23 protein-coding genes are annotated in these 22,183 nt (G+C 50.2%); 10 read left to right on the top strand and 13 right to left on the bottom strand.

Annotated features, from left to right (window positions below; translation table 11 throughout):
* The first annotated feature begins 6 nt into the window (after positions 1–6).
* Positions 7–594 carry a cyclase family protein gene (locus CD05_RS0116310; RefSeq protein WP_028511379.1) on the top strand — a complete coding sequence of 196 codons (588 nt, stop codon included), beginning with the start codon at positions 7–9 and terminating at the stop codon, positions 592–594.
* Between the two features lie 70 nt (positions 595–664).
* Here CD05_RS0116310 and CD05_RS0116305 read toward each other — a convergent pair whose 3' ends face one another.
* The gene (locus CD05_RS0116305; protein ID WP_028511378.1) at positions 665–1,615 is read right to left on the bottom strand and encodes a LysR family transcriptional regulator; all 951 of its coding nucleotides are present in this window, start codon (positions 1,613–1,615) and stop codon (positions 665–667) included.
* 428 nt (positions 1,616–2,043) lie between these two features.
* Here CD05_RS0116305 and CD05_RS0116300 point away from each other — a divergent pair, with 428 nt between their 5' ends.
* The 9 genes from CD05_RS0116300 (at position 2,044) to CD05_RS0116260 (ending at position 11,244) form a co-directional block, all read left to right on the top strand.
* A complete protein-coding gene (locus CD05_RS0116300; RefSeq protein WP_028511377.1) occupies positions 2,044–3,333 on the top strand; it encodes an aminotransferase class I/II-fold pyridoxal phosphate-dependent enzyme in 1,290 nt (429 codons plus the stop codon).
* Between the two features lie 58 nt (positions 3,334–3,391).
* A complete protein-coding gene (locus tag CD05_RS0116295) occupies positions 3,392–4,447 on the top strand; it encodes an ABC transporter substrate-binding protein (protein WP_028511376.1) in 1,056 nt (351 codons plus the stop codon).
* Positions 4,448–4,513: 66 nt separating this feature from the next.
* On the top strand, positions 4,514–5,596 hold the full coding sequence (locus tag CD05_RS0116290; RefSeq protein WP_028511375.1) for an ABC transporter permease: 1,083 nt from the start codon (positions 4,514–4,516) through the stop codon (positions 5,594–5,596).
* On the top strand, positions 5,593–6,372 hold the full coding sequence (locus tag CD05_RS0116285) for an ABC transporter ATP-binding protein (protein WP_028511374.1): 780 nt from the start codon (positions 5,593–5,595) through the stop codon (positions 6,370–6,372). The genes CD05_RS0116290 and CD05_RS0116285 overlap by 4 nt, the downstream gene beginning before the upstream one ends.
* A gap of 151 nt (positions 6,373–6,523) precedes the next feature.
* Positions 6,524–6,934, top strand: a complete 411-nt coding sequence (locus tag CD05_RS0116280) for a DUF4418 family protein (protein ID WP_051589089.1) — start codon at positions 6,524–6,526, stop codon at positions 6,932–6,934.
* On the top strand, positions 6,931–8,133 hold the full coding sequence (locus tag CD05_RS0116275) for an ABC transporter permease (RefSeq protein ID WP_028511372.1): 1,203 nt from the start codon (positions 6,931–6,933) through the stop codon (positions 8,131–8,133). The genes CD05_RS0116280 and CD05_RS0116275 overlap by 4 nt, the downstream gene beginning before the upstream one ends.
* Entirely contained in the window at positions 8,134–8,820 is a 687-nt protein-coding gene (locus CD05_RS0116270; protein WP_028511371.1) for an ABC transporter ATP-binding protein, read from the top strand. It begins immediately after the preceding gene.
* Complete coding sequence (locus tag CD05_RS0116265) at positions 8,807–9,295, top strand: GNAT family N-acetyltransferase (RefSeq protein ID WP_028511370.1); 489 nt, start codon at positions 8,807–8,809, stop codon at positions 9,293–9,295. The genes CD05_RS0116270 and CD05_RS0116265 overlap by 14 nt, the downstream gene beginning before the upstream one ends.
* A gap of 404 nt (positions 9,296–9,699) precedes the next feature.
* The gene (locus tag CD05_RS0116260) at positions 9,700–11,244 is read left to right on the top strand and encodes a sodium/solute symporter (protein WP_028511369.1); all 1,545 of its coding nucleotides are present in this window, start codon (positions 9,700–9,702) and stop codon (positions 11,242–11,244) included.
* A 127-nt stretch (positions 11,245–11,371) separates the two neighbouring features.
* Here CD05_RS0116260 and CD05_RS0116255 read toward each other — a convergent pair whose 3' ends face one another.
* The 12 genes from CD05_RS0116255 to CD05_RS19170 all read right to left on the bottom strand — a co-directional run bounded on the left by CD05_RS0116255 (position 11,372) and on the right by CD05_RS19170 (position 22,176).
* A complete protein-coding gene (locus CD05_RS0116255; RefSeq protein ID WP_028511368.1) occupies positions 11,372–11,872 on the bottom strand; it encodes a hypothetical protein in 501 nt (166 codons plus the stop codon).
* A 99-nt stretch (positions 11,873–11,971) separates the two neighbouring features.
* Complete coding sequence (locus tag CD05_RS0116250) at positions 11,972–12,613, bottom strand: PilZ domain-containing protein (protein WP_028511367.1); 642 nt, start codon at positions 12,611–12,613, stop codon at positions 11,972–11,974.
* The gene (locus CD05_RS0116245) at positions 12,610–12,903 is read right to left on the bottom strand and encodes an EscU/YscU/HrcU family type III secretion system export apparatus switch protein (RefSeq protein WP_028511366.1); all 294 of its coding nucleotides are present in this window, start codon (positions 12,901–12,903) and stop codon (positions 12,610–12,612) included. Before CD05_RS0116245 ends, CD05_RS0116250 begins: the two co-directional genes overlap by 4 nt.
* Positions 12,890–14,344: a hypothetical protein gene (locus CD05_RS0116240; RefSeq protein ID WP_028511365.1), complete on the bottom strand. Its 1,455-nt coding sequence runs from the start codon at positions 14,342–14,344 to the stop codon at positions 12,890–12,892. The genes CD05_RS0116245 and CD05_RS0116240 overlap by 14 nt, the downstream gene beginning before the upstream one ends.
* 336 nt (positions 14,345–14,680) lie before the next feature.
* Positions 14,681–15,340 carry a hypothetical protein gene (locus tag CD05_RS0116235; RefSeq protein WP_028511364.1) on the bottom strand — a complete coding sequence of 220 codons (660 nt, stop codon included), beginning with the start codon at positions 15,338–15,340 and terminating at the stop codon, positions 14,681–14,683.
* Positions 15,341–15,343: 3 nt separating this feature from the next.
* Positions 15,344–16,096 carry a flagellar hook-basal body protein gene (locus tag CD05_RS0116230; protein WP_028511363.1) on the bottom strand — a complete coding sequence of 251 codons (753 nt, stop codon included), beginning with the start codon at positions 16,094–16,096 and terminating at the stop codon, positions 15,344–15,346.
* Between the two features lie 12 nt (positions 16,097–16,108).
* Positions 16,109–16,852, bottom strand: coding sequence for a flagellar hook-basal body complex protein (locus tag CD05_RS0116225; protein WP_028511362.1), 744 nt, complete (start codon positions 16,850–16,852; stop codon positions 16,109–16,111).
* Positions 16,853–16,942: 90 nt separating this feature from the next.
* On the bottom strand, positions 16,943–17,719 hold the full coding sequence (locus tag CD05_RS0116220) for a FliA/WhiG family RNA polymerase sigma factor (protein WP_051589088.1): 777 nt from the start codon (positions 17,717–17,719) through the stop codon (positions 16,943–16,945).
* Between the two features lie 227 nt (positions 17,720–17,946).
* The gene (locus CD05_RS21425) at positions 17,947–18,762 is read right to left on the bottom strand and encodes an FHIPEP family type III secretion protein (protein ID WP_347495378.1); all 816 of its coding nucleotides are present in this window, start codon (positions 18,760–18,762) and stop codon (positions 17,947–17,949) included.
* Positions 18,738–20,024: a flagellar biosynthesis protein FlhA gene (locus tag CD05_RS21420; protein WP_347495377.1), complete on the bottom strand. Its 1,287-nt coding sequence runs from the start codon at positions 20,022–20,024 to the stop codon at positions 18,738–18,740. Before CD05_RS21420 ends, CD05_RS21425 begins: the two co-directional genes overlap by 25 nt.
* Before the next feature lie 101 nt (positions 20,025–20,125).
* Positions 20,126–21,217, bottom strand: a complete 1,092-nt coding sequence (gene flhB, locus CD05_RS0116210; RefSeq protein WP_028511360.1) for a flagellar biosynthesis protein FlhB — start codon at positions 21,215–21,217, stop codon at positions 20,126–20,128.
* A 179-nt stretch (positions 21,218–21,396) separates the two neighbouring features.
* Positions 21,397–22,176: a flagellar biosynthetic protein FliR gene (locus CD05_RS19170; RefSeq protein ID WP_037323108.1), complete on the bottom strand. Its 780-nt coding sequence runs from the start codon at positions 22,174–22,176 to the stop codon at positions 21,397–21,399.
* Positions 22,177–22,183 lie beyond the last annotated feature (7 nt).

The following is a 22,183-nucleotide window of genomic DNA, read 5'->3' as shown; positions in this document are numbered from 1 at the left end:
GTTAATATGAAGATAATAGATATCTCGCAGGAGGTGTTTTCCTGCAAGGTCTTCCCGGGGGACGATCAGCCTGTCATGGAAAGGGCTATGAGCACTGCCGACGGTGATGTCTGCAACCTCACAAACCTTGCCATGTGCGCCCACAACGGCACACATATCGACGCACCCTTCCACTTTCTCACCGAGGGGAAGACTGTCGATGAAATGGGGCTCGTGCCATATGTAGGTATGTGCTATGTCGCAAGGCATGAGGGCGATGTGACAGCTGCAAATGCCAAAAGCATTATGAAAAAAGCCCGTGCCGCAAAGGCTGACAAGCGCATACTCATAGCCGGCAAAGCCACCGTGACCGCCGAGGCAGCGAGAGTATTTGCACAGTCCGGTATACTTCTTCTCGGCAACGAGAGCCAGACGGTAGGCCCTGAAAACGCCCCCAAGGAGGTTCATCTTATCCTGCTCGGGCGTGGGATAACGCTGCTTGAAGGCATAGTGCTTGACAAGGTGACAGAGGGCAGCTATTTTCTGAGTGCAGCGCCCCTGAACTTAGGCGGCTGCGACGGTGCGCCGTGCAGGGCATACCTGCTCAGAAAGTGACCCGGAGAAACAACTTGATATGACACGCAAAAAGGCTGCGCAGAGAGTATTCTGCACAGCCTTTATCTGTCTATTCTGCATCATCAAGCTCCGGGTCGGGGCTTGCGTTTTTGGCAAGGCTTTTTCTGAGCTCCTCGATATACCTCTTTCCTATCTCGCTGAGTGTTCCGTGTTTTTTGTGTATGTAGCCTATCTCCATTATGCTGTTGTGGTTATCAGCATCTTCACGGAAAGGCACTACCACATAGTCGGTGCCGTTCATCTCCTCGCAGAGTATGCCCGAGCATAGGGTATAGCCGTTTAGCTCCTTCATCAGCTCGCCCATAGCCGCACGGTCGGTGGCCTTTATCATTCGGGGGTAGATGTTCTCGCTAAGTATCTCCTCAGCAAAGAGATAACCGTTCTGGCCGTTCTGCTCGAATGAAAGACAAGGGTAGGGCTCAAGCTGTTCAAGGCCTATCGAGCTCTCGCCGGCAAGAGGGTGCCCTTTCCACATATAGACATACGCCCTGCACTTTATAAGCCCGGTAAAGGCAAGCTCATTTTCTTCAAGCAGCTTGGTTATGGGCTTGCGGTTGTAGTTACTAATATACAGCACGCCTATCTCGCTTTTGAGTGTGCCGACGTCTTTTATGATGTTGAGCGTTTCTGTCTCCCTGACTGCGAACTCGAATTCCAGCGTGCCGAACTGCCTTACAGTCTCGATAAATGCACTCACCGCAAAGCTGTAGTGCTGTGTCGAAACGCCGAACTTGCGCTTTTTGTCCTTGTCAAGGAATTTCTCGCACACAAGCTCATACTGCCTGTAAAGCTGCCCCACGCTCTGCAAAAACTCCTCCCCCTCGGCGGTGGGAACAGCGCCCTTGTGGGTGCGCAGGAAGACTTCGCAGCCTATCTCCTTTTCAAGCTCTCTCACAGCGCTCGTCAGCGTCGGCTGCGAAATACCGAGCTTTTCAGCCGCCCTGTTCATCGAGCCGTATTCACTTATCATCAGCGCATAGTTTATCTGCTGCAGCGTCATAAAGCACACCTCTTTGCTATGAATTGATATAATGATATCATATAAGCAAGCGTTTGTCAATAGGTAAAGCTGATATACCCTGTCTATTACAGGTTATAGCCTAAGTTTATAGCAAAGCCGTTTTGTGATAGCGTATTCTTATTATCACGGCATTTCATCACATATTGCCTGCCGGAATGCCTGCTGACCGCCCGTAAAGCGCCTGTCAGCGCACAGACAACGTTATCACGAACAGTCTGATATGATCATAGCGAGTCTGCTTTTACGGCAGGCTTTTGTTATTATGGGCAGGGTATCCTGTTCACATCATGTTCGCATATGACAACGTTATCGCTCATTGTTGTTGACCTTTTGCCCATTTTGCGTTAAACTGAAATCACCAAAAAACAAACCGACCAAACGAGACCAAACGAAAGGAAGGAATCAACATGGCAGAACTAAGATTTGACACCAAAAAGATAAAGGCAGGCTACAGCCCGCTCGACAACAACCAGGCGATATCGCCCCCGATATACCAGACAGCAGCTTACGACTTCAAGAGCACAGAGCACGCACAGAACCTTTTCACATATAAGGAAGCAGGCTATCTCTACACAAGAGTAGGCAACCCGACAGTGACCTACTTCGCAGAGAGAGTAAAGGCTTTAGACGGTGCAAAGAATGCTGTGGCAGTCGGCTCGGGCATGGCGGCTATCTCCTACACACTTTTAAACCTCGCATCAAAGGGCGGCACGATACTTGCTTCCCCCTACCTCTACGGCGGCACGATAGATGCATTTGACAGGCTCTTCCCTGAGCTGGGCATAAAGATAAAGCTCACAGATGCAGTTCTCGACCCCGAAAAGCTCGATAAAGAGATAACAGACGATGTAAAGGCTATATATGTAGAGAGCATCTCAAACCCGAACGCTTATCTGCTTGATATAGACAGCATATCAGAGGTGGCTCACAAGCACGGCGTTCCGGTAGTTGTAGACAACACACTTGCTACACCTTACCTCTACAGACCTTTGGAGCACGGCGCTGATATCGTGGTATACTCAGCAACAAAGGCTCTCACAGGCCACGGCAACATCATCGCAGGCCTTATCCTCGACAACGGCGACATGAGCCTCTACACCAAGGAGAAGTACCCCCAGTTCTACGAGCCGATAGTAATGCTGAAAGGCAAGGCTCCGGCAGATATCTTCCCGGATAACTTCTTCATCTTCAGAGCAACTCTTGTATACCTCAACCTCCTCGGTGCTGCCCTCTCTCCGCAGGACGCATATCTCGGCATCATCGGCCTTGAAACGCTTTCTGAAAGAGTTGCAAAGCAGAGCAGCAACGCCGCAAAGATAGCAGCATACCTCGAAAGCTCGCCGGCAGTAGAGTGGGTACGCCACCCGAGCCTTGCAAGCTACAAGTTCAAGGCACTTGCCGACAAGCACCTGACAAACGGCGGCGGCGGAGTTCTCAGCTTCGGCATCAAGGGCACCCCCGAGCAGGAAGCCGCTTTCCTCAACAACATAAACCTCTTCCACTATCACGTTAACTTAGGCGATGCACGTTCACTGATAGTTGACTCACCCAACACCACACATTCCGAGCTCGACGAGGACGAATTCAAGCTCGCAGATATCCCCTCTAACCTTATCCGCATATCTGCCGGCCTTGAAGATGCTGATGACCTCATAGCTGACCTTGAACAGGCATTCAAGGCAGCAGGGCTTTTATAAATGATCACCACTAACGACTGACTACATTTTCACTTCATAAAAGACAGGAGAATAGAACATGAAAAAGAAAAAGATACTACCATTATTACTCGCAGCTGCTATCACACTCGCTTCCTGCTCGGTAAGCGAGGCCGGCAGCAGTGCATCAGGCAGCGCCGGCGGCAGCGCAAACAACGCAAGCGGCGACTACAAATACGGCAAGATAGATATCCCCGGCAAGGACGGCGCACTTTGCGGCGCACCTATATACATAGCCTATGAAAACGGCTACTTCGCTGAGGAGGGCTTTGACGTGAACCTTATCTCGGCTGACTTTGAGACAAGGAAGATAGGCCTTAACAACGGATCTATCCCGATAGTGAACGGTGACTTCCAGTTCTTCCCGTCGATAGAGAACGGTATTGACGTCAAGGTAGTAGACGGTCTGCACGAGGGCTGCATCAAGTTTGCAGTAAGACCTGATTCGGACATCGACTCGGTAGATGACCTCAAGGGCAAAAAGATAGGCGTTGACGAGATTGGCGGCACTCCTCATCAGGTGGCCTCACTCTGGCTCGAAAACGCCGGCATCTCGGCAGACCCTTCCAAGGGAGATGTGACATTCCTCCCCTATTCAGACGGCAACCTTGAATTCGAGGCTCTGGCAAACGGCGAGATAGACGTAGCAGCCCTCTGGGATCCGCTCGGCTCTATCCACGAGAAGGCAGGAGATGTAAAGATACTCTTTGACCTCGGCAAGGACCCATACTTCGCAGATCACTTCTGCTGCTTCCTCTATGCATCAAACAAGGTGCTTGAAGAAAACCCCGATGAGGTAGCTGCACTGCTTCGTGCATACCGCAAGGCTCAGGAATGGCTCTATGAGCACCCTGAGGAAGCAGTTGACATCATCGTCAACAAAAACTACGCATCAATTGAGGATAAGGATCTTGCTGTAGAGCTTATCAAGAGCTACGGCTTCCCCTCGGCAGCAGAGCATGACGAGAACTGGGACAGCCACGTTCAGAGCGATGTCAAGTATTTCGTAGACGGCCTTTCAAGCATCGGCTATCTGCAAAGTGACCCCGGTGAATTTGCCGACAAGATCTATCAGAAGGTAGACGTAAACAAGTAAAAACATTTTATGGCAGCACCGCACTCTGTCTGCGGTGCTGCCTGTACATAAGAGAGGAGAGACACTATGAACACAGCTGCAGCAGCAAGGCTCAGTGCCCCACGAAAAGCTACAGACAAAGAGAAAGATAAGGTGCAGTGGGGGTACAGACACAACGGCTACTATGCGCTGAAAATACTGCTGACTATCGCCGGCTTTGTCGGTGCGATAATAGTCAACATCGCATTTCCGCAGAAAGCGGCGGTAGAATTCAAAACATACATTATCACAGCCCTCGGGCTTCAATTCACACTCACCATCAACGATGTATACATTTTCGTTTTGTCGGCACTTGCCCTTTTCTATGCAGGGTCAGGCATACTTTCCCTGCATAACAAGGACAAGAGAAAGAGCTACAGCCGCAAGGCAGCGTTCCGCTTCGCACTCGGCATAGCACTTGCTGTATGGGATATCGGCGGCACAAAGCTCCAGCTTTTTGCACAGCCCTTCTTCCCCGGCCCTGCCCAGGTGATAGAAGCATACCTCGCCGACAGCGAATACATCGTGCAGAATACACTCTACTCGCTCAGACTCTATGCGGCAGGCTTCTCCTGCGGCGTACTGCTCGGCGTCGGAACAGGCATACTCATAGGCTGGTTCCCAAAGGTCTACTACTGGGTATACCCCGTGCTCAAAATAACAGGCGTTGTGCCTGCCGTTGCATGGATGCCCTTTGCGCTCACACTTCTGCCAAACTCCTTCACAGCGGCAGTTTTCCTTATAGTTATATGCGCATGGTTCCAGATAGCATTCCTTACAGCGCAGGGCATACAGTCAACGCCAAAGCAGAGCTACGAGGCCGCCCGTGTTCTCGGCAGCGGCCAGATAGGGCTAATAACCCATGTGGCCATACCCCACGCTATGCCTGATATCTTCACCGGCATATGCACAGCAAACGCTATGGCATTCACAACTCTTGTAATGAGCGAGATGCTCGGCCAGCCGGGCGGTCTTGGCTATTACATCAATCAGTCAAAGGTATGGAGCGCTTACTACAAGGTGCTCGCAGCTATCATCATCATGGCTGTGCTTTTCTCGCTGATAAACCATGTTATAGGCCTTATCCAGAAGCGCACGCTTCGCTGGCAGGAGGGAGTGGTAAAGAAATGAGCTCAACTATAGGCATCACAAACGTCCAAAGGATCTACCGTGATACCGACGGCAACAAGGTAGAGGCTCTCAGAGACGTTTCCTTAAATATCAGAAAAGGCGAATTCATCTCCATAATAGGTCCTTCGGGCTGCGGCAAGACTACCCTGCTTCGGCTCATAGCAGGGCTTGACAAGCCTCAGGCAGGCGGTCTTACGATAGACGGCGACCCGATAAAGGACGTATCTCCCGAGAGAGGCTATGTATTCCAGCAGGGCGGTCTGTTCCCCTGGCTGACAGTGGAAAACAACATCTCATACGGCCTTAAAGCACGCAAGGTCTTCAAGTCAAACAAAGACAAGATAAGCAAATACATCAGCATGGTCGGGCTTGACGGCTTTGAAAAATCCTACCCCCACCAGATATCCGGCGGCATGGCGCAGCGTGTGGCTATTGCAAGAGCGCTTATAAACGAGCCTAAGGCACTGCTGCTCGATGAGCCTATGGGTGCGCTCGATTCCTTCACAAGAAGCGACCTACAGGACAAGCTGCTTGAGCTCTGGAAGGAAAACGGCACGACTATGATACTCGTCACACACGACATCGACGAGGCGATATACCTGAGCGACAGGATAGTCATAATGACCCCTCGCCCCGGCAAGATAAGCAAGATAATAGACGTTGACCTGCCAAGGCCGAGACACAGAGGCGGAACTGAGTTTTTGGCACTCAGAAAGAGCATACTTGAATTCTTTGAGCTTGCACAGGCACTTCCGCAGCCTGAATACAACATCTGATAAACAAGCTGTCAGCGCAGGCCGACAGGCGCTATACCGTATCACCACAGACCCACCTTTATCCGCACCAGAGTTACAGCAAAGACAGATATGGTATAGAGCTTGTCAGTCTGTGCCGGCAGTATATAAACACATAAAAGGACAACACAAAATGAAGATAAAAGGAAACATTTTCGGCATAGCAGAAGCCCTCACGGCAGCAGTGCTGCTAATAGGGGCTCTGACGTTTTTCAAAGCGTGCGGCGACGGCGAGGAAAGACACATGGTCTGCCACTGGGCGCAGAATGCAGTCACACTTTCGGCGGCAGTGCTCGTGTTCCTGTCACTCCTCCGGGTGTTCATACCCGGCAGGGGCGTCAAGGCAGGCATAGCTTTTGGCTTATTCGCAGTCTCAGTCTCGGTGATATTCATTCCCGGCACAGTGATCGACCTGTGCATGATGGACACCATGCGCTGCCACACGATATTCAAGCCCGAAGTAATAGCGGCGGCCTCTGTGCTCACTGTCATCTCTGGCATTGATGCGGTGATAGGCCTGCTGCGCTCGGGCAAGGAAGAATGAGCATCACAAAGCTGCCGCTCAAAAACCTGATACACAAGCCGGTGCGCACAACAGCGCTCGTGCTCATAGCCCTGTTCATGACAGCGGCTATCTTCGGCGGTCAGGTCGCAGCGGCCAGCTTGCAAAACGGTCTTACCAGCTTGGAGCAGCGGCTCGGTGCTGATATAATAGTCGTCCCCGAGGACGCACAGGCAAAAATTGACCTTGAAAACATACTCCTGCAGGGCACGCCGGGGTATTTCTATATGGACAAGTCGGTGCAGGATAAGATTGCGAATATTGACGGCGTTGAGCTCGTCTCGCCGCAGTATTTCCTCGTTTCTGCAAATGCCGAGTGCTGCACTGTGCAGGTTCAGATAATAGGCTTTGATGAGGACAGCGACTTTACCATAAAGCCCTGGCTGCGCCAAAGCTATACAGGCACTCTCGGCGAGAATGAGATAATAGTCGGCTCATCGCTCTCAACAAGAGTGGGGCACACCCTTAAGCTCTACGGGGTAGAATGCAAGGCCGTAGGCAAGCTCGATGCAACAGGCACAGGCCTCGACACGGCTATATACACCACCCCCGAGACAGTCAAAACGCTTATAAAGGCCTCTCAGCAAAAAGGCATAGGCGTGCTTGCAAAGCAAAGCCCCGAGGACGTTATATCCTCCGTCTACATCAAGGTCAGGGACGGCTATGATATAAGCGAGGTCGCAGGGAATATAAATCTTTCGGTAGACGGCGTGCAGGCTGTGCGCACACGCTCAATGATAACCTCGACCGCCGACAGGCTCTCTGTCATATCAAACGGCATCAGGGTGCTCATTGCGGCAGTGTGGGTGCTCGCAGCCGTGATACTCACAGCGGCATTCACATCACTTGTCAGCACAAGGAAGAAAGAATTCGCAGTCCTGCGCATAAGCGGCTTTTCACGCAGACAGTTAGCAGCGCTCGTCCTTTCGGAAAGCGTTGCCGTATGCGCTGTGGGCGCTGTCACAGGGCTTGCGCTTGCCTGTGCAGCCGTGCTGCCATTCGGCAGCCTTATAGAGCAAAAAACAGGCCTGCCATATCTCTCGCCGGGGGTTTTCAAGGCGGCTGTGTATGCGCTTACGGCGGCTCTTGCTGTAATAGCCACAGGCACGCTCGCATCTTTATTCGCAGCATACAAGCTCAGCCACAATGACACCGGCAGGATACTGAAGGAGGGTGATTAGGTGACTATCACAGCAGAAAACTTAAGCAAAAGCTACAAAACAGGCAGGCGTGATGTGACTGCCCTGCACCCGGCCGATATCGGGATAGAAGGCGGCAGGGTGACGCTCATCACAGGGCGTTCGGGCAGCGGCAAGACAACGCTTGTAAATATCCTCTCAGGGCTCATAACACCTACCAGCGGCAGCGTGACCTATGACGGGCGTGATATCTTTACGCTTTCCGACAGCGAGCTGTCACGCTTTCGCAGTTCAGATATAGGCTATATCCCCCAGGGGCACGGCGCTTTGTCTTCGCTCACTGTCAGAGAGAATATCCTCCTGCCGGCATCGCTTGCAAAGACTGAGAACGCCGGGCAGAAAGCAGACGAGCTGATAGCTCTCACAGGGCTTACAGGGCTCGAAAAAGCCTACCCCGATGAGCTCTCGGGCGGCGAGCTGCGGCGGCTGTCTGCTGCAAGGGCGCTTATAAATTCGCCGGCAGTAGTCTTTGCCGACGAGCCGACAAACGATCTCGATGATGAAAACACCCACCTGCTGCTGACACTTCTCCGTGACACGGCATCAAACGGTGCGGCGGTCATCATCGTTTCACACGACCGTGCGGCAGCCGAATATGCCGACACGGTCTACCGCATAGACGGCGGACATTTATCTTTGGAAAAGGGGTGTAAACGTGATATTGCGTAAAGCTGATATAAACGACCTTGATGAGATAGCTGCGATAGAGAGCAGCTGCTTTCCGCCCGAGCAGGCGGCAGGAAAAGAGCAGTTTCGTGGGCGGCTCAAAGCATATCCCGAGCATTTCCTGCTGCTGTGTGAAGACAGCGGCAAGATAGTCTCGTTCATAGACGGCTTTGTGACCGATGCACCAGACCTGACAGACGAGATGTATTCAGACTCTGCCCTGCACGATGAGAACGGCGCATGGCAGATGATATTCGGCCTTAACACCCTCCCCGGCTACAGGCGCAGAGGGTACGCCGGGCAGCTTATCAAGGGCTTTCTCTCGCAGGCAAGAGCCCATGGCAGACGAGGTGCCGTGCTTACCTGCAAGGAACTGCTTATCCCCTACTACGAGAAATTCAGTTTTGTAAACGAAGGCATATCCGACGGCTCGGTGATAGGCGGCGTCAGGTGGTATCAGATGAGAAGAACGTTTTAAGATACTTAGGCAACACCGCTGGGCCATTGTACGTCAGACACGCAGTCAAATTTTTCGTCAGATTGGCTAAATTTACCGCAGGAATACTAACGTATTTCAAGGTAAATTTGGGTAATATGACGGAAAATTTGCAAGTGGATGGCGTGCAAAGGTATCCGCCGGTGGCCCGGCGGTGTTGCCCTTAGTATTCCCCTCACAGGAGACAGCTTCCCGTGGGGGGCTTTTCATATGCTTGAAGATATGCGTGGAAAACCTTGTTTTTTGTCAAAAATCCCTTGACAACCGCCTTGTGATGTAGTATAATAGAGAAGTGCTTTAGCGATTGAAAGCATAAAAACGTTAAAGCAGAATAACAAATCATCAAATACCCCTTAACGGGGAATAAAGGCAGGTAGATATCAAAAATGGTAACAAGGTGGATCGTCCTCTGCGTGTACCTGATACTTATGGTGGGTATCGGTGTTTACTACAAGAGGAAAACAGCAAGCGTTTCTGATTTCGTGCTCGGCGGCAGAGCACTCGGCCCGTGGTTCACGGCCTTTGCATACGGCACGAGCTATTTCTCGGCTGTTATCTTCGTAGGCTATGCCGGCAAGTTCGGCTGGGCATACGGTGTGGCTTCAACATGGATAGGCATAGGCAATGCCGTGATAGGCTCGCTCCTGGCGTGGCTCATTCTCGGCAAGCGCACAAGAGCTATGACAAAGCACATAGATGCAAAGACGATGCCCGAATTCTTTGAGAAGCGTTTTAATTCCAAGACGCTCAAAACAGTTTCGGCGCTCATAATCTTTATATTCCTTATTCCCTACACAGCATCAGTTTATAACGGCCTTTCAAGGCTTTTTGAAAAGAGCTTCCATATCGACTATGAGTGGTGCATCGTGGCTATGGCTATATTCACCGCTGTGTATGTTATCATGGGCGGCTATAAGGCTACGGCTCTTAACGACTTTATCCAGGGCATAATAATGCTCATAGGCATTGTTGCAGTCGTTGTGGCTGTGCTCAATGTCAACGGCGGCTTCTCCGGCTCGCTCGAAGCTATGGGCGTGATACCCGACGCAAATGGCAACACAGAAGTTTACAACTCTCTCATGGGTCCTGACCCTGTAAACCTTGTGGGCGTTATAATCCTCACATCGCTCGGCACATGGGGTCTTCCTCAGATGGTGCAGAAGTTCTACGCTATCAAGGACGACAAGGCAGTTGTCACAGGTACAGTAGTTTCTACAGTGTTCGCTGTAGTCGTTGCAGGCGGCTGCTACTTCTTAGGCGGCTTTGGCAGACTGTTTATGGACGCAAACGAAGCAGGCGCACCTGTCGAGGGCTTTGATGCTATCGTTCCCTCGATGATGGATTCGCTCTCAAGCGGACTGTTCGCACTTATCATAGTGCTCGTTCTCTCAGCATCTATGTCAACACTTTCATCGCTCGTTCTCACATCGAGCTCGACACTCACTATCGACCTTATCAAGCCCCTTAAGAAGAACATGAGTGATAAGGAAGAAGTACGCACGATGAGGATATTCATCGCAGTATTCCTCCTTATCTCGGTATCTATAGCTGTATATTCATTAAGAGGTTCAAAGCAGGATACAATGGTCATCTCCTCCCTTATGGGTATCAGCTGGGGCGCTCTGGCAGGTGCTTTCCTTGCTCCCTTTATGTACGGCCTTTTCTGGAAGGGCGTTACAAAGGCAGCCGTTATGGCGAGCTTCATCTGCGGTGTCGGCATAACTGTAGTGCATATGCTCATCTACACATTCGGCATCATCTCCGACGCTCCCACAAAGCTCGGCGAGCTCAACCTTGCTTCTCCCGTTAACGCAGGTGCATTCACCATGCTGTTAGGCCTTGTGGTAGTTCCGGTAGTAAGCCTTATCACAAAGCAAAACGACGAGGACAAGGCATTGACAGAGGAAATGTTCAAGTGCTACCAAGCATAATATAAAGATCCAAAGGCTGTTGCATATTGCGACAGCCTTTTTTCTATGCCTGTTTGTGCCAAAGCCTTCGTATGTATACTCCTGCACACATAAAAAAGCACCTGCCGCATCACGCTGCAAGTGCTTTTTAAGCCTGCTTGTCATAGTCTATCCTGAAGAAGTAGTAGTATTCCTTGTAATTCTTCGTCCTGCCCCATTTTACGTCTATCCTTACCACGCAGGAGTCGATGTCCTTTGTCGGGATATTGAGCTGGGCGGCAGGGTTTGATATCATCTCGCCGCTTGTCGAGAATACAGTGTAGGTAACATCGTCAACATACTTTCCTCCGGCGAAAGCCACGCTCATGTTAGTGTTGACGTGAACTGCATTGGCCGAGCTGTTCTTCATTACCTCCTGCTCAACCGATGTGAGCTCAGCAGCAAGGCTCTTGATGTCTGGCTCCTCCTCTGTGTGGGTCGTCTCGCCGTTTCTCAGGGTGCTTATCTCGTAGCCCTTCAGCTCACGCTCGTCAGTTCCCTCAGACAGTGTCACCACGCCGATAGTTACTGTGGGTGTGCGGTTAAGTATGCCTATTATACCGAACATGAACACCGCCGCACATATGCTTATGATTATTCTTCTTTTCACCTGCTGCCTCACCTCTTTCCTTTTCAGAAATGGTCTTGTCCACCTTATATTATACTATAAATATTTGAATTTGTCAATCTTTCCAAGGTCTGCCTTAAGTCACCTTATCTTCTGGCTCTGCTCTCTCTGCGCCTTGAAAAGATATGAACACAGCTTGTCGCTGTCCTCCTCCTTATCAAAGAGCAGCTTTATGCCGTACTCACGCATATTCTCATTCCCGTCAACGCCCGAATCACGCACAAACTGCGCCTTGACTGTCAGCTTTGTCCTCTCATCGAGCTCGAACATCAGCCACACCACCTGCCCGAGGATATAATTCTTGTCAGAATGTATCCTGAGGCCGCATATCGACATATCCTTTATCCATACTACCTGTAAGTCTTCGTAGTCGCCGCTTTCGAGCTTCTCACGGCTTATGGATATCCTTGCGTGCAGGTCAACAGAAACTCTGAACCCCTGCCGCCTTTCGTGGTCAACTATCTTTATAGGAGAAACGACTCTGAGCATCTTCCTTGTCGAAGCCAGCACCTCGCAGATAATAACTGTAAAGCCGACCTTCGTGTTGAAAATATTCAGCTTTATCTTCTGAAAGGTGTTAAAAAGCCTGAGTTCCGAGTCCCTTGCACCAATGGTGATAAAGTCCTCACCGACCTCACGGATAACGCCTATGCCTATCAGGTCGTTTGCAAAGCTCCTTATCTCGCAGACGTTGCCTAAGTATCTTTCATCTATCGGATTCATACATCTACCCCTTTAAGCATTTTATCACGCAGTTCTTTTGACGAGCGCAGCAGGGAAACATATATCCCTGCGATTACCTCGTAAAGCTCAGGAGGTATCGAGCTGCCGACCTGTAGCATACACATCAGCGATGCAGCACTGTCATCTCTGTATACCGGTATGCCGTTTTTCTCGGCAACATCTATTATCCTCTTTGCCACCTCGCCGCACCCCGAAGCAACGACAACGGGGGCATTCTCACGCTCGGTGTCATATTTGAGCGCTACGGCCTTCTGTTTAGATTGAAACATTTATCCCCGTTCTCCTTTCAGGCAGCGACTTGAACACCTCAATAAGGCTTCTTGGCTCACTGAGCGTGTCAACGTCAATGCTTTTTATTTTATAGCTTGAAAAGCTGAGATCATTTCTCAGATCTCTTATCTTGTCCTTGTAAAAGTCAGTGTATTCCTCCGGGCAGAGGATAGACACTGTCAGGTCATTGTCAGTCACCCACAGCTCAGTCTCAAATTTGCCTACATCGCCTATCTCAAAGACTATGAGCATATGCGTCATCTTCCTGCCGTCAGTGCCGCCCGGCACATCGTTCTCGCCGTCAGGGTTTATCCACATCTCAGCCGATGCATTCATGTCCTCATACTCTACAGGTATGACGTAATGCAAAAGCGGTGTGAAATTGCACGGCGATGACAAAAGGCTCTGTATTATCTTGTTCATCGACTCTGAATTGAGCATCTTGAGCTCCGGGTTCTCCGTCTGCTTCTTGATAAGCTCTGTGAGCGCATTCATAGTCTTTGACTGGCTCACATGGTCGTTCTGTTCAAGGAAGCCGAGCAGCAGGTTTGTCAAGCTCTCCTTTTGCTCCTCGTTGTCCATAAGCCCCAAAAGCTTCTGGAAATTCTCGCTTATGCCGTCGTCCGAGAGGGCAATGCGTGAAAGGTTGTATGTCGCCATTGACACGCTCTTTGCTATCTCGTCGTTGTAGAGTATGCTCTTTTCAAGTGAAGCAAAAGTTTCTAACGCCTCGCTTTTTAGCTGCATAAAAAGCTCCTCAAAGCCCTGCGTGTTCTGTAGATTGTTCGTCTCCCCGTTGAACAGGCTGAATTTTTCAAGCAGCGTGTCCATAGCCGTCGAGAGCTTGGGCGATGCGTCAACGAGCTCTCTTATGTAGCTCATGTTGTTCATCACCGAGTCATATACATTTCCCTTTGATGCCGAGTTGTTGAGCGCCTTCAGGAAATTGCTCACAGTGTTCTGAAACTCCCTTACAGCATGAGGGTCGCCCTCGTTCTGCTGCTGGTTTGTCTCTATCATTCCCCTGAGCATATCGAACAGGCCGCCCTTGAACATGGTAGTCATATCCTCCTGCCTCATCATCTCGCCTGCTATCTCCTCTGGCTTAAGGGTGAGGTTGTTGAGCAGCTGCTGCATCTCCTTGGTCTGAGTCTCGTTGTTCATCGGAAGGATATCGACTATCTCTTTTAGCAAGAAGATGTTTGTCAGAAACGCCGATGTCACGTCCTGGTCGTGCAGTATCTCATAGAAGCCGGTGGTCGAGCCGTCCTGGCGCAGAACGTTGGCCTCCGACTGCATATCGCTGTTGGGGGTCGCCTGCTTTACCTTGCTCGTGTCCTGAAAGTCGAACGGTATCTCGTTGGTGTTACGGCTCTCACGGGAGGGCGATATAATATTCCGGTTATTTATCGGCACTGCCGCTCTGGTCACATCAGCCATTTCTTCACTTCCTTGCTGTTTGGAGGTTTCCCCTCACAGACGGTCTTCCCTGACCGAACTGTTCAGTTGGTATATTTGTTGCATATCTGCCTGTTAAAAATTTGGTGTGATTTGCCTTTGAGGCAACACCGCACAACCATTGTACGTCAGACACGCAGTCAAATTTTTCGTCAGATTGGCTAAATTTACCGCAGGAATACTAACGTATTTCAAGGTAAATTTGGGTAATATGACGGAAAATTTGCAAGTGGATGGCGTGCAAAGGTATCCGCCGGTGGTTGTGCGGTGTTGCCTTAATGTTTTCATGTTACCCTTAGGTTAATAAAAGGGCATATACTAAAACCCGAAGAACTCCTTCAAGCCCTTGCGCTCTTTTAGCATATCCGCAGTAAAGCCGTAATGAGCAGCCGACGAGAGCGTCACCACTCTCTCCAGAAACTCATCATATGAGAGCTCAAACCACTCCTCGGGGATGTCAACGTGTATCGTGCCGCCTTCATTGTGGCCGTAGCCGCCGTACCACGCCTCGTCAAGCGATGCCTGATATGTGCCGTCATCGAACTTGTCAAAGCTGTACCAGTTAGCCCACTCGGTCATGTCTTCGACGGCCTTCCCTCCCACGCAGTGCGGTGCTTCGTGCGCAAGCGGCGAATAGTCAGCCGCTCCCTCGCTTGCCATTCTGCGGTAAACGGAAAAGCTGTCTTCTGTTTGTCTTGGTATACGCTCGAGCCTGAGATCACCGCTTGTGTATATGGGGCGTTTCCTGCTCTTGTCACGGTTTTCTTCATTTATCATCTCAAAGAAGAACCCCCTGGGCTTTTTCTGCTCATAGCGCTCCTTGCTGTATCCGAGCGCTGCCAAAGCCTCTCTGAGCTCCTCATTGCCGCTTAAGCTGAGTATGAGCGTTGCCTCGTTCCCGTTATAGAAAGAGTATGTGCCTGCGTATTCGCCCTTGTATTCTATCCGGTATTCCTGTTCAAGCCGGCCGTTTCCCATTTATCATCCCTGCCTCAGGTTGTTTACTATGTCCTCGACCTCGTCAGCCGTCTGTACCACCTTTGCTGAGAAAGCATATGCCTTCTGAGTAACTATTATGTCGCTCATTTCCTTTGCAAGGTTGGTGTTCGAGCGCTCGATAGCCCCCTGCAGGATGTCATACTGCCCGGGCGTTGCCACCTGCGGCTCGCCGCTCTCGGCTGTCGGTGCAAAGCTCTGCCCGTCGTAGCGGAAAAGCGCATAGGGGTTCTCAAAGTAGAAAACGCCTATCCTGTCCTTTAGCCCCTCGATGTCGAGCCTGCCTGTCTCGTCCTTGGGTATGGTTATCTTCTGGTTGTTGTTGTCGAGCACATAAGCGCCGTCAGTCGTCACAAGATAGATGTTGTCGCCCTCAACGCTCGCATCGAACGCACCGTTTCGGGTGTACTGTGTAGTCCCCCTCCTGTCAACTGCGAAAAGGCAGTTGTCGCTCGCAAGCGCAAAGTCAAGGTCATACTCAGTCATCTGGAACTGCCCCTGTGAGAACTGCAACGGGTCAGACTGCACCTTGACGCCATGCCCGTTAAGTATCTTGTGCTCGTTGTCAAGCTGCTTGTTTATGTTCTGATCCATCTGATTGTATATAAGTTCACGAAAATCAGTAGTGGTAGCCTTGTAGCCTATCGAGCTCACGTTGGTAACGTTCTGCGCCGATATGTTAAGGCTGTTCGAGTGGGCGATAATACCGCTGCGCCCAACGTAAAATGCTATGTTCATTCAAACGCCCCCTTAGCTGATAGACGCTATCTGCGATGCAGACTTCATGTTGAGCTGGTTTATCGTCGAAAGCGCCGTGCTGCACGCTTTGAAAGCCGCCTGAGCTTCCATAAGACGTGTGTATTCATCGTTCATGTCAACATTCGAGCGCTCGTAGCCGTAGTTTATGACCTCGGCGTTGTCTACCTGCTCAACGTTGTCGGTTATGAACAGGCCGTTCTGGAATTTGAGTATCTGCGAATCCTCTGCCGGCCTTGTTATGAGCAGCCTGCCGGAAAACTGGCCGTTTACGTCATATATGTTGCCGAGAGTATCCATAGTGAAGTTGTTTCCGCCGACGTATATGTCGCCGTTCTCGCCCTGCACTCTGCCTACACCCTCAAGCTGTAAATACCCCTCGTCATCGAGCGAGAAGCTGCCGTTTCTTGTCATGAACGTTCTGCCCTCGGCACCGTTTACGTTGAAGTATCCGTCTGAGAGAATAGCCATGTCGTATGGGTTCTCAGTCTCGTAGATTGATGCCTCATTGACTATCGTGTCAACTGTCTCGACAAGGTTTGTCTGCGATGCGTCACCTATTTTTGTGTATACGCCGCCCTCGTATCTTGTCACGAGCTCCTGATCGAAGGTAGACTGCACGACTCTCTGTGCCCTGTAGCCTGCCGTCTGCGAATTGACTATATTCTGACCTATGACATTAAGATTTCTCTGCCCGACCAGCATACCCGATGCTGCGCTGTAATATCCTCTAAGCATAAGTATTATCCTTTCTTCAGTGCATGATGCACGATTTAGGTCTCGCCCCCGGCGATGTATTTTAAATACCGTGCGGTGCAGCCGCACACCTTAACTGTTAACGTATCCTTCCAGCGCCGCTTTCAGCTTGCTGACTGCCTTTGCATTTATCTGCGACGCACGCTGTACCGATACGTCAAGCACCTGCGCTATGTCTGCAAATGTCAGGTTCTCGTAGTAGTAAAGCGATATAACGAGCCGCTCTCTCTCGCCGAGCTCGTCTATAGCTCTGGCAAGCACCTTTTTGAGTTCCTGTGAGAGCACCTTCTTCTCAGGGCTCTCGCCCTCTGCTTCAAGAGATGTTCCCATCTGCGACATATTCTGTATGAGCTCCTCAAACGAGAGCACAGCCGCACCGTTGACCTCGGCCTGCATATTTGACAGCTTCTCAGGGGTCAGCCCCATGAAATCCGCAAGCTCGTTGTCCGTCGGCTCACGCATGAGTATATGTGAAAGCTCCTGCCTTGACTTGTTTATCTTCTTGTCCTGCTCTCTTACTCGCCTCGGCACCCAGTCCTGCTTTCTCACAAGGTCTATGATAGCGCCTCTTACACGCATGAATGCGTAGTATTCAAAGCTGATGCCCTTGTTCTCGTCAAAGCTGTCGATGCAGTCCATAAGGGTTATTATGCCCTGGTTCACCATGTCATCGACCTGCGCATAGCCGTTTGCGAGCCCTCGCAGCTGTATAGCCGCTGTCTGCGGTATGTATGCAAAATTCATAACGATATCGTTTCTCACCGAATTGCTCTTTGTCCTGCGGTATTCCAGCAGCTTCTGCAAGAACTGCTCGTCCGTGTAGGTATCCTTGTTCTTATGAAAATTCACATACTCACCACCTTTGTCAGTTAACAGTTAATAGTTAACAGTTAACAGTTGATGTGTCCTGCTTCGCAGGACGTATTTTAAAACGGCTTTGCCGCAAATTGCAGACCGGACGATTGCCGGATAATGTGACTTGTCAGCTTTAACTGACAATACACCGCCCGAATGGGCATCTATCGCCCGCAGGGCGATACAATAACTGTTAACTGTTAACTGATAATTATTAACCGTTATTGCTCCATAGTTATATGGCCTAATGCCTGCAGCTGCACGTTGTTGTCTATCTCGTTGAAGGAGAGGACGTTTACGTTCTGGTAGAACTGGTCTATCAGCTTCTTGAAGTATATTCGCACGACCGGCGAGGTAACTATAACAAGCTCGCTTACTACGTCCTTTATCTTGTCAAGCTCTGCTGTTGTGGCGACGATTATCTTCTGTATCGTCACCTGATCAAGCGCAAGGTAAGAGCCCGAATCCATCTTCTTGACTGAGCCCATGATAGCGTTCTCGATGTTCGCATCGAGCGTTATCACCTTTATCTGCCCAGCCTCTGAGAACTTGTGCGATATCGTCCTCTTGAGCGCCTGCCTTACATACTCTGTGAGCATATCTATGTCCTTTATCCTCGGCGCATAGTCAGCGAGCGTTTCAAGTATCGTTTCAAGGTCTCTTATAGGCACCTTTTCTTCAAGCAGCTTGCAAAGCACCTTCTGTAAATCACTTACAGGCACTATGCCCGGCACTATCTCACGCACGAGCGCTTCGTTCGTCTTGGCGAGGTTTTCAAGCATATTGTTAACCTCCTGCCTGTTTAAAAGCTCGTGTGCGTGCGCCTTTATTATCTCTGAAAGATGCGTTATTATCACAGATGTCGGGTCAATGAGCGTGTAGCCCATAAGCTCTGCCTTGACCTTCTTGTCTTCGCTTATCCATTTTGCCTTTATGCCGAATGCCGGCTCTATAGTCTCGATACCGTCGATTATGTCTTCTTCCTCGCTCGGGGCAAGGCCTAAGTAGTGGTCTACCAGCACATCGCCGCCCGACACCTGCTCGCCCTTGATGTATATATAACATACTGGTTGGGGTTTAGTATGCCGCTGTCCTTAAGCTGCACAGGCGGTATGATAAAGCCCATTTCCAGTGCGAACTGTTTTCTAAACATTACCACTCGGTCAAGGAAGCTGCCGCCGCTCGCTTCGTCAACAAGCGGTATCAGCGAGTAGCCGAATTCTATCTTTACCTGCTCTACGTTAAGAAGCCCATAGAGATTGTCGATATTGCGATAAAAGCTCGCCTCTGACTGTATCTCCTCTTTCTGCTCGGCAGCCTCGGCCTCCTGCGCTTCGATTATCTGCGCTGTCTGCTTCTCCTGCCTCTGCAAGAGCATTCCGCCGCCGAAGAGTATAGCCGCCATAAGTGTAGTCTGCACAAACGGGAAGCCTATGATGATAAGGCATTCAAGCGTGATGCCTGCTATCATAAGAACTCTCGGCTGCGAGAGGAACTGCTTTGAGATGTCAGCGTTTATGTTGTTCTCGGAAGCCGATCTCGTAACCATCATACCTGATGCAACAGATACGAGCAGCGCCGGTATCTGCGACATAAGACCGTCACCTACGGTAGCAGTCGAGTAGATGCCTGCAATGGTCGAAAAATCGCCCACGCCTGTGATAAAGCCTATGATTATGCCGCCTATGAGGTTTATGAATGTAACGACTATCGACATTATCGAGTCGCCCTTTACAAACTTCGAGGCACCGTCCATAGAGCCGAAGAAGTCGGCTTCACGCTGAATGCTCTCACGTCGTCTTCTTGCTTCTTTTTCATCTATAGTGCCTGAGGAAAGGTCAGCATCTATCGCCATCTGTTTACCGGGCATAGCGTCGAGGGTAAAACGAGCTGAGACCTCGGCAACTCTCTCGGAACCTTTCGTGATTACGAGGAAGTTTACCAAAACGATTATCAGGAATATGATAAGTCCTACGACTACCTGCCCCTTGATAACGAAGTCACCGAACGCCTTTACCATTTCGCCGGCGTAGCCCTGATTGGTAAGGATAGACCTTGTCGATGATATGTTAAGACCCAGCCGCAAAAGCGTGGTAACAAGAAGTATGGTGGGGAACACCGAGAATTCGAGCGTTTCCTTTATATAGAGTGTGGTAAGCAGTATAACGAGCGACAGCCCCAACTGCACCACGAACATAAAGTCAAGTATGAATGTCGGCAGCGGTATGATGATAAGAAAAACTATCAGCACTATGAATACCGCTACGGTATTAGAAAATATACTTTTTAGCCTTCCCAACTTCAACTGCTCCTTTTTGCCTTTGCTTTTGTTCTGTATCTATTTATGCTGCGGCGCAGCCGCCGCCTCAACTGTTAACTGTTAACTGTCAAAAAAGGTCGTCAGACTCTCTTTATCGGCTTTCCGTCGGGCGTAACACCCTTTTCTTTGTATATTGCCGCCATTATCTCAGCAAGTGCCGTGTAGAATTCAGGCGGTATCTCGTCAAGCAGCTCGGTCTGTGCGTAAAGAGCCCTCGCAAGCAGCTTGTTCTCTATGCACTTGATGCCGTTTTCCTCGGCTATCCTTACTATCCTCAGAGCGACATGGTCAAGACCCTTGGCAACTATCATAGGTGCTTTGTTTTTCTCTCTGTCGTATTTGAGTGCCACCGCAACGTGCTCAGGGTTTCTGATAACAACGTCTGCCGTAGGCACTGCCTGCATCATACGCTGCCTTGCAAGCGCCTGCTGACGTGCTCGCCGCTGGCTCTTGATCTGGGGGTCACCTTCGATGTTCTTGTATTCTTCCTTGACCTCCTGCTTGGTCATTCGCAGGTTGCGGTTGTATTCCCAGCGCTGGTAGAAAAAGTCAAATCCTGCAAGGAACGCAAACGCTATGGCCACGGTGTAGAACAGCGTAAACAGCATACTCCCCGTCTTTTCCGCCGCTTCGGGCACCGACATATACATCATCTTCGGGAACACCATAAGGTTATCCTTGATGAAAGAGTATATAACGTAGAAAAGAATAACTATCTTGACTATTGACTTTAAAAGCTCGATGATGCCCTTCAGTGAAAAGAGGTTCTTGATGCCGTTTAAGGGGTTCATCCTGCTGAACTTGGGGCGGAGGGATTTCATGTTGAATAACCCCTTCGTCTGTGCTATGGTCGCCAGTATCGCCGCACCCATTGATATCGCAAGCAGCGGCCCGCAGCAGATGATTATGCACAGGCAGGCGGCTATGAATATCTCCCTTGAAGAATATATCTCAAAGGTCTCCTGCTCGCCTGTCAGCACGAACATCTTCTGCATGAAGTTCTGCGCCGCCGACATTATGGTAGGATACAATAGTTTAAATCCAAAGAAGGTCGCAAGCATAGTCACTAAAATAACTATCTCCTTGCTCTGGAATATGTTACCTTCTTTTCGCTCGTCCTCCCGCTTTTTCGGGGTCGCCTCTTCGGTCTTATCGCCTGCCGAGCCTGCCAAACTTCATCACTCCCCTGCTCACCCGTTGTGAGCACCGGCAATCTTGATTTTAATGCATAATGAATGTGCGCGGCTGCGCCGCATTATTTGAAAATGTGTATTGGGCGTTTTGCCAAAAACAGTTTTATGACAAAAGCCGATCACCTGCACTTATGCCTGCAAAACGCAATTGCGCATTGCTATGTCACCAGCGACATTATCGCATCATTTGCAGAGTCAAACATTTTCTCCATGTAGTCGGAAACAAAGTTCGATACCGGTATGAGCATAGCTATCAAAAGCGTCAGCCCGACGAGTATCTTGCCCTGCATCTGTATTACGAAAACGTGTATCTGCGGTATCAGCTTCATAAGCAGGCCGAGGGATACCTCCAGCACGAACTCCGCCGCTACAAACGGCAGCGCAAGCCTTACTGCCAGTAAGAACACCGATGTGAACAGCTCTATCGCAAACCTGCATCCGCCCTCGTAGCTGATGTACGCCGCCCCTGCACCGACTGCATCGAAGGTGTTGACTGCCATGTTTATAAGCAGCAGATGCGAGTTGGTAGCAAAGAAATAGAGCATGAACATTATGTTGAAAAAGCTGCCCATCGTTGCTGTCTGTATGTTTGTGAGAGGGTCCATCGTCTTCGCCATCGAAAAGCCCAGCTGCGTGTCCATTACGTCTGCTGCAAACATCAGCATATAGTAGTAAACATTGAACACGAACCCGAGCAGGAAGCCTATGAAGAACTCCCCCATTATGCTGACTAAAAACTGTATCGTCGAGCCGTCGTAGCTGTAGGAAGGCACGAGCGGTGCGATTATTATAGTCAGGCACATTATAAGCCCCGTTTTAGCGCCCCCGGGTATCCTTGCCCGGAAGAACACAGGGTTGAAAAGTATTATCGCTGCAAGCCTTACAAATACAAAAATGTATATGTGAAGGTCTTCTATGTTTATCCCAAGAGTTGCCATATATCTT

Origin of the sequence: Ruminococcus sp. NK3A76 (genome assembly GCF_000686125.1) — a bacterium.
Taxonomy (GTDB): Bacteria; Bacillota; Clostridia; order Oscillospirales; family Ruminococcaceae; genus NK3A76.
The sequence above is the reverse complement of the archived record's forward strand: the minus strand, read 5'-3'. Positions and strand labels throughout refer to the sequence as shown.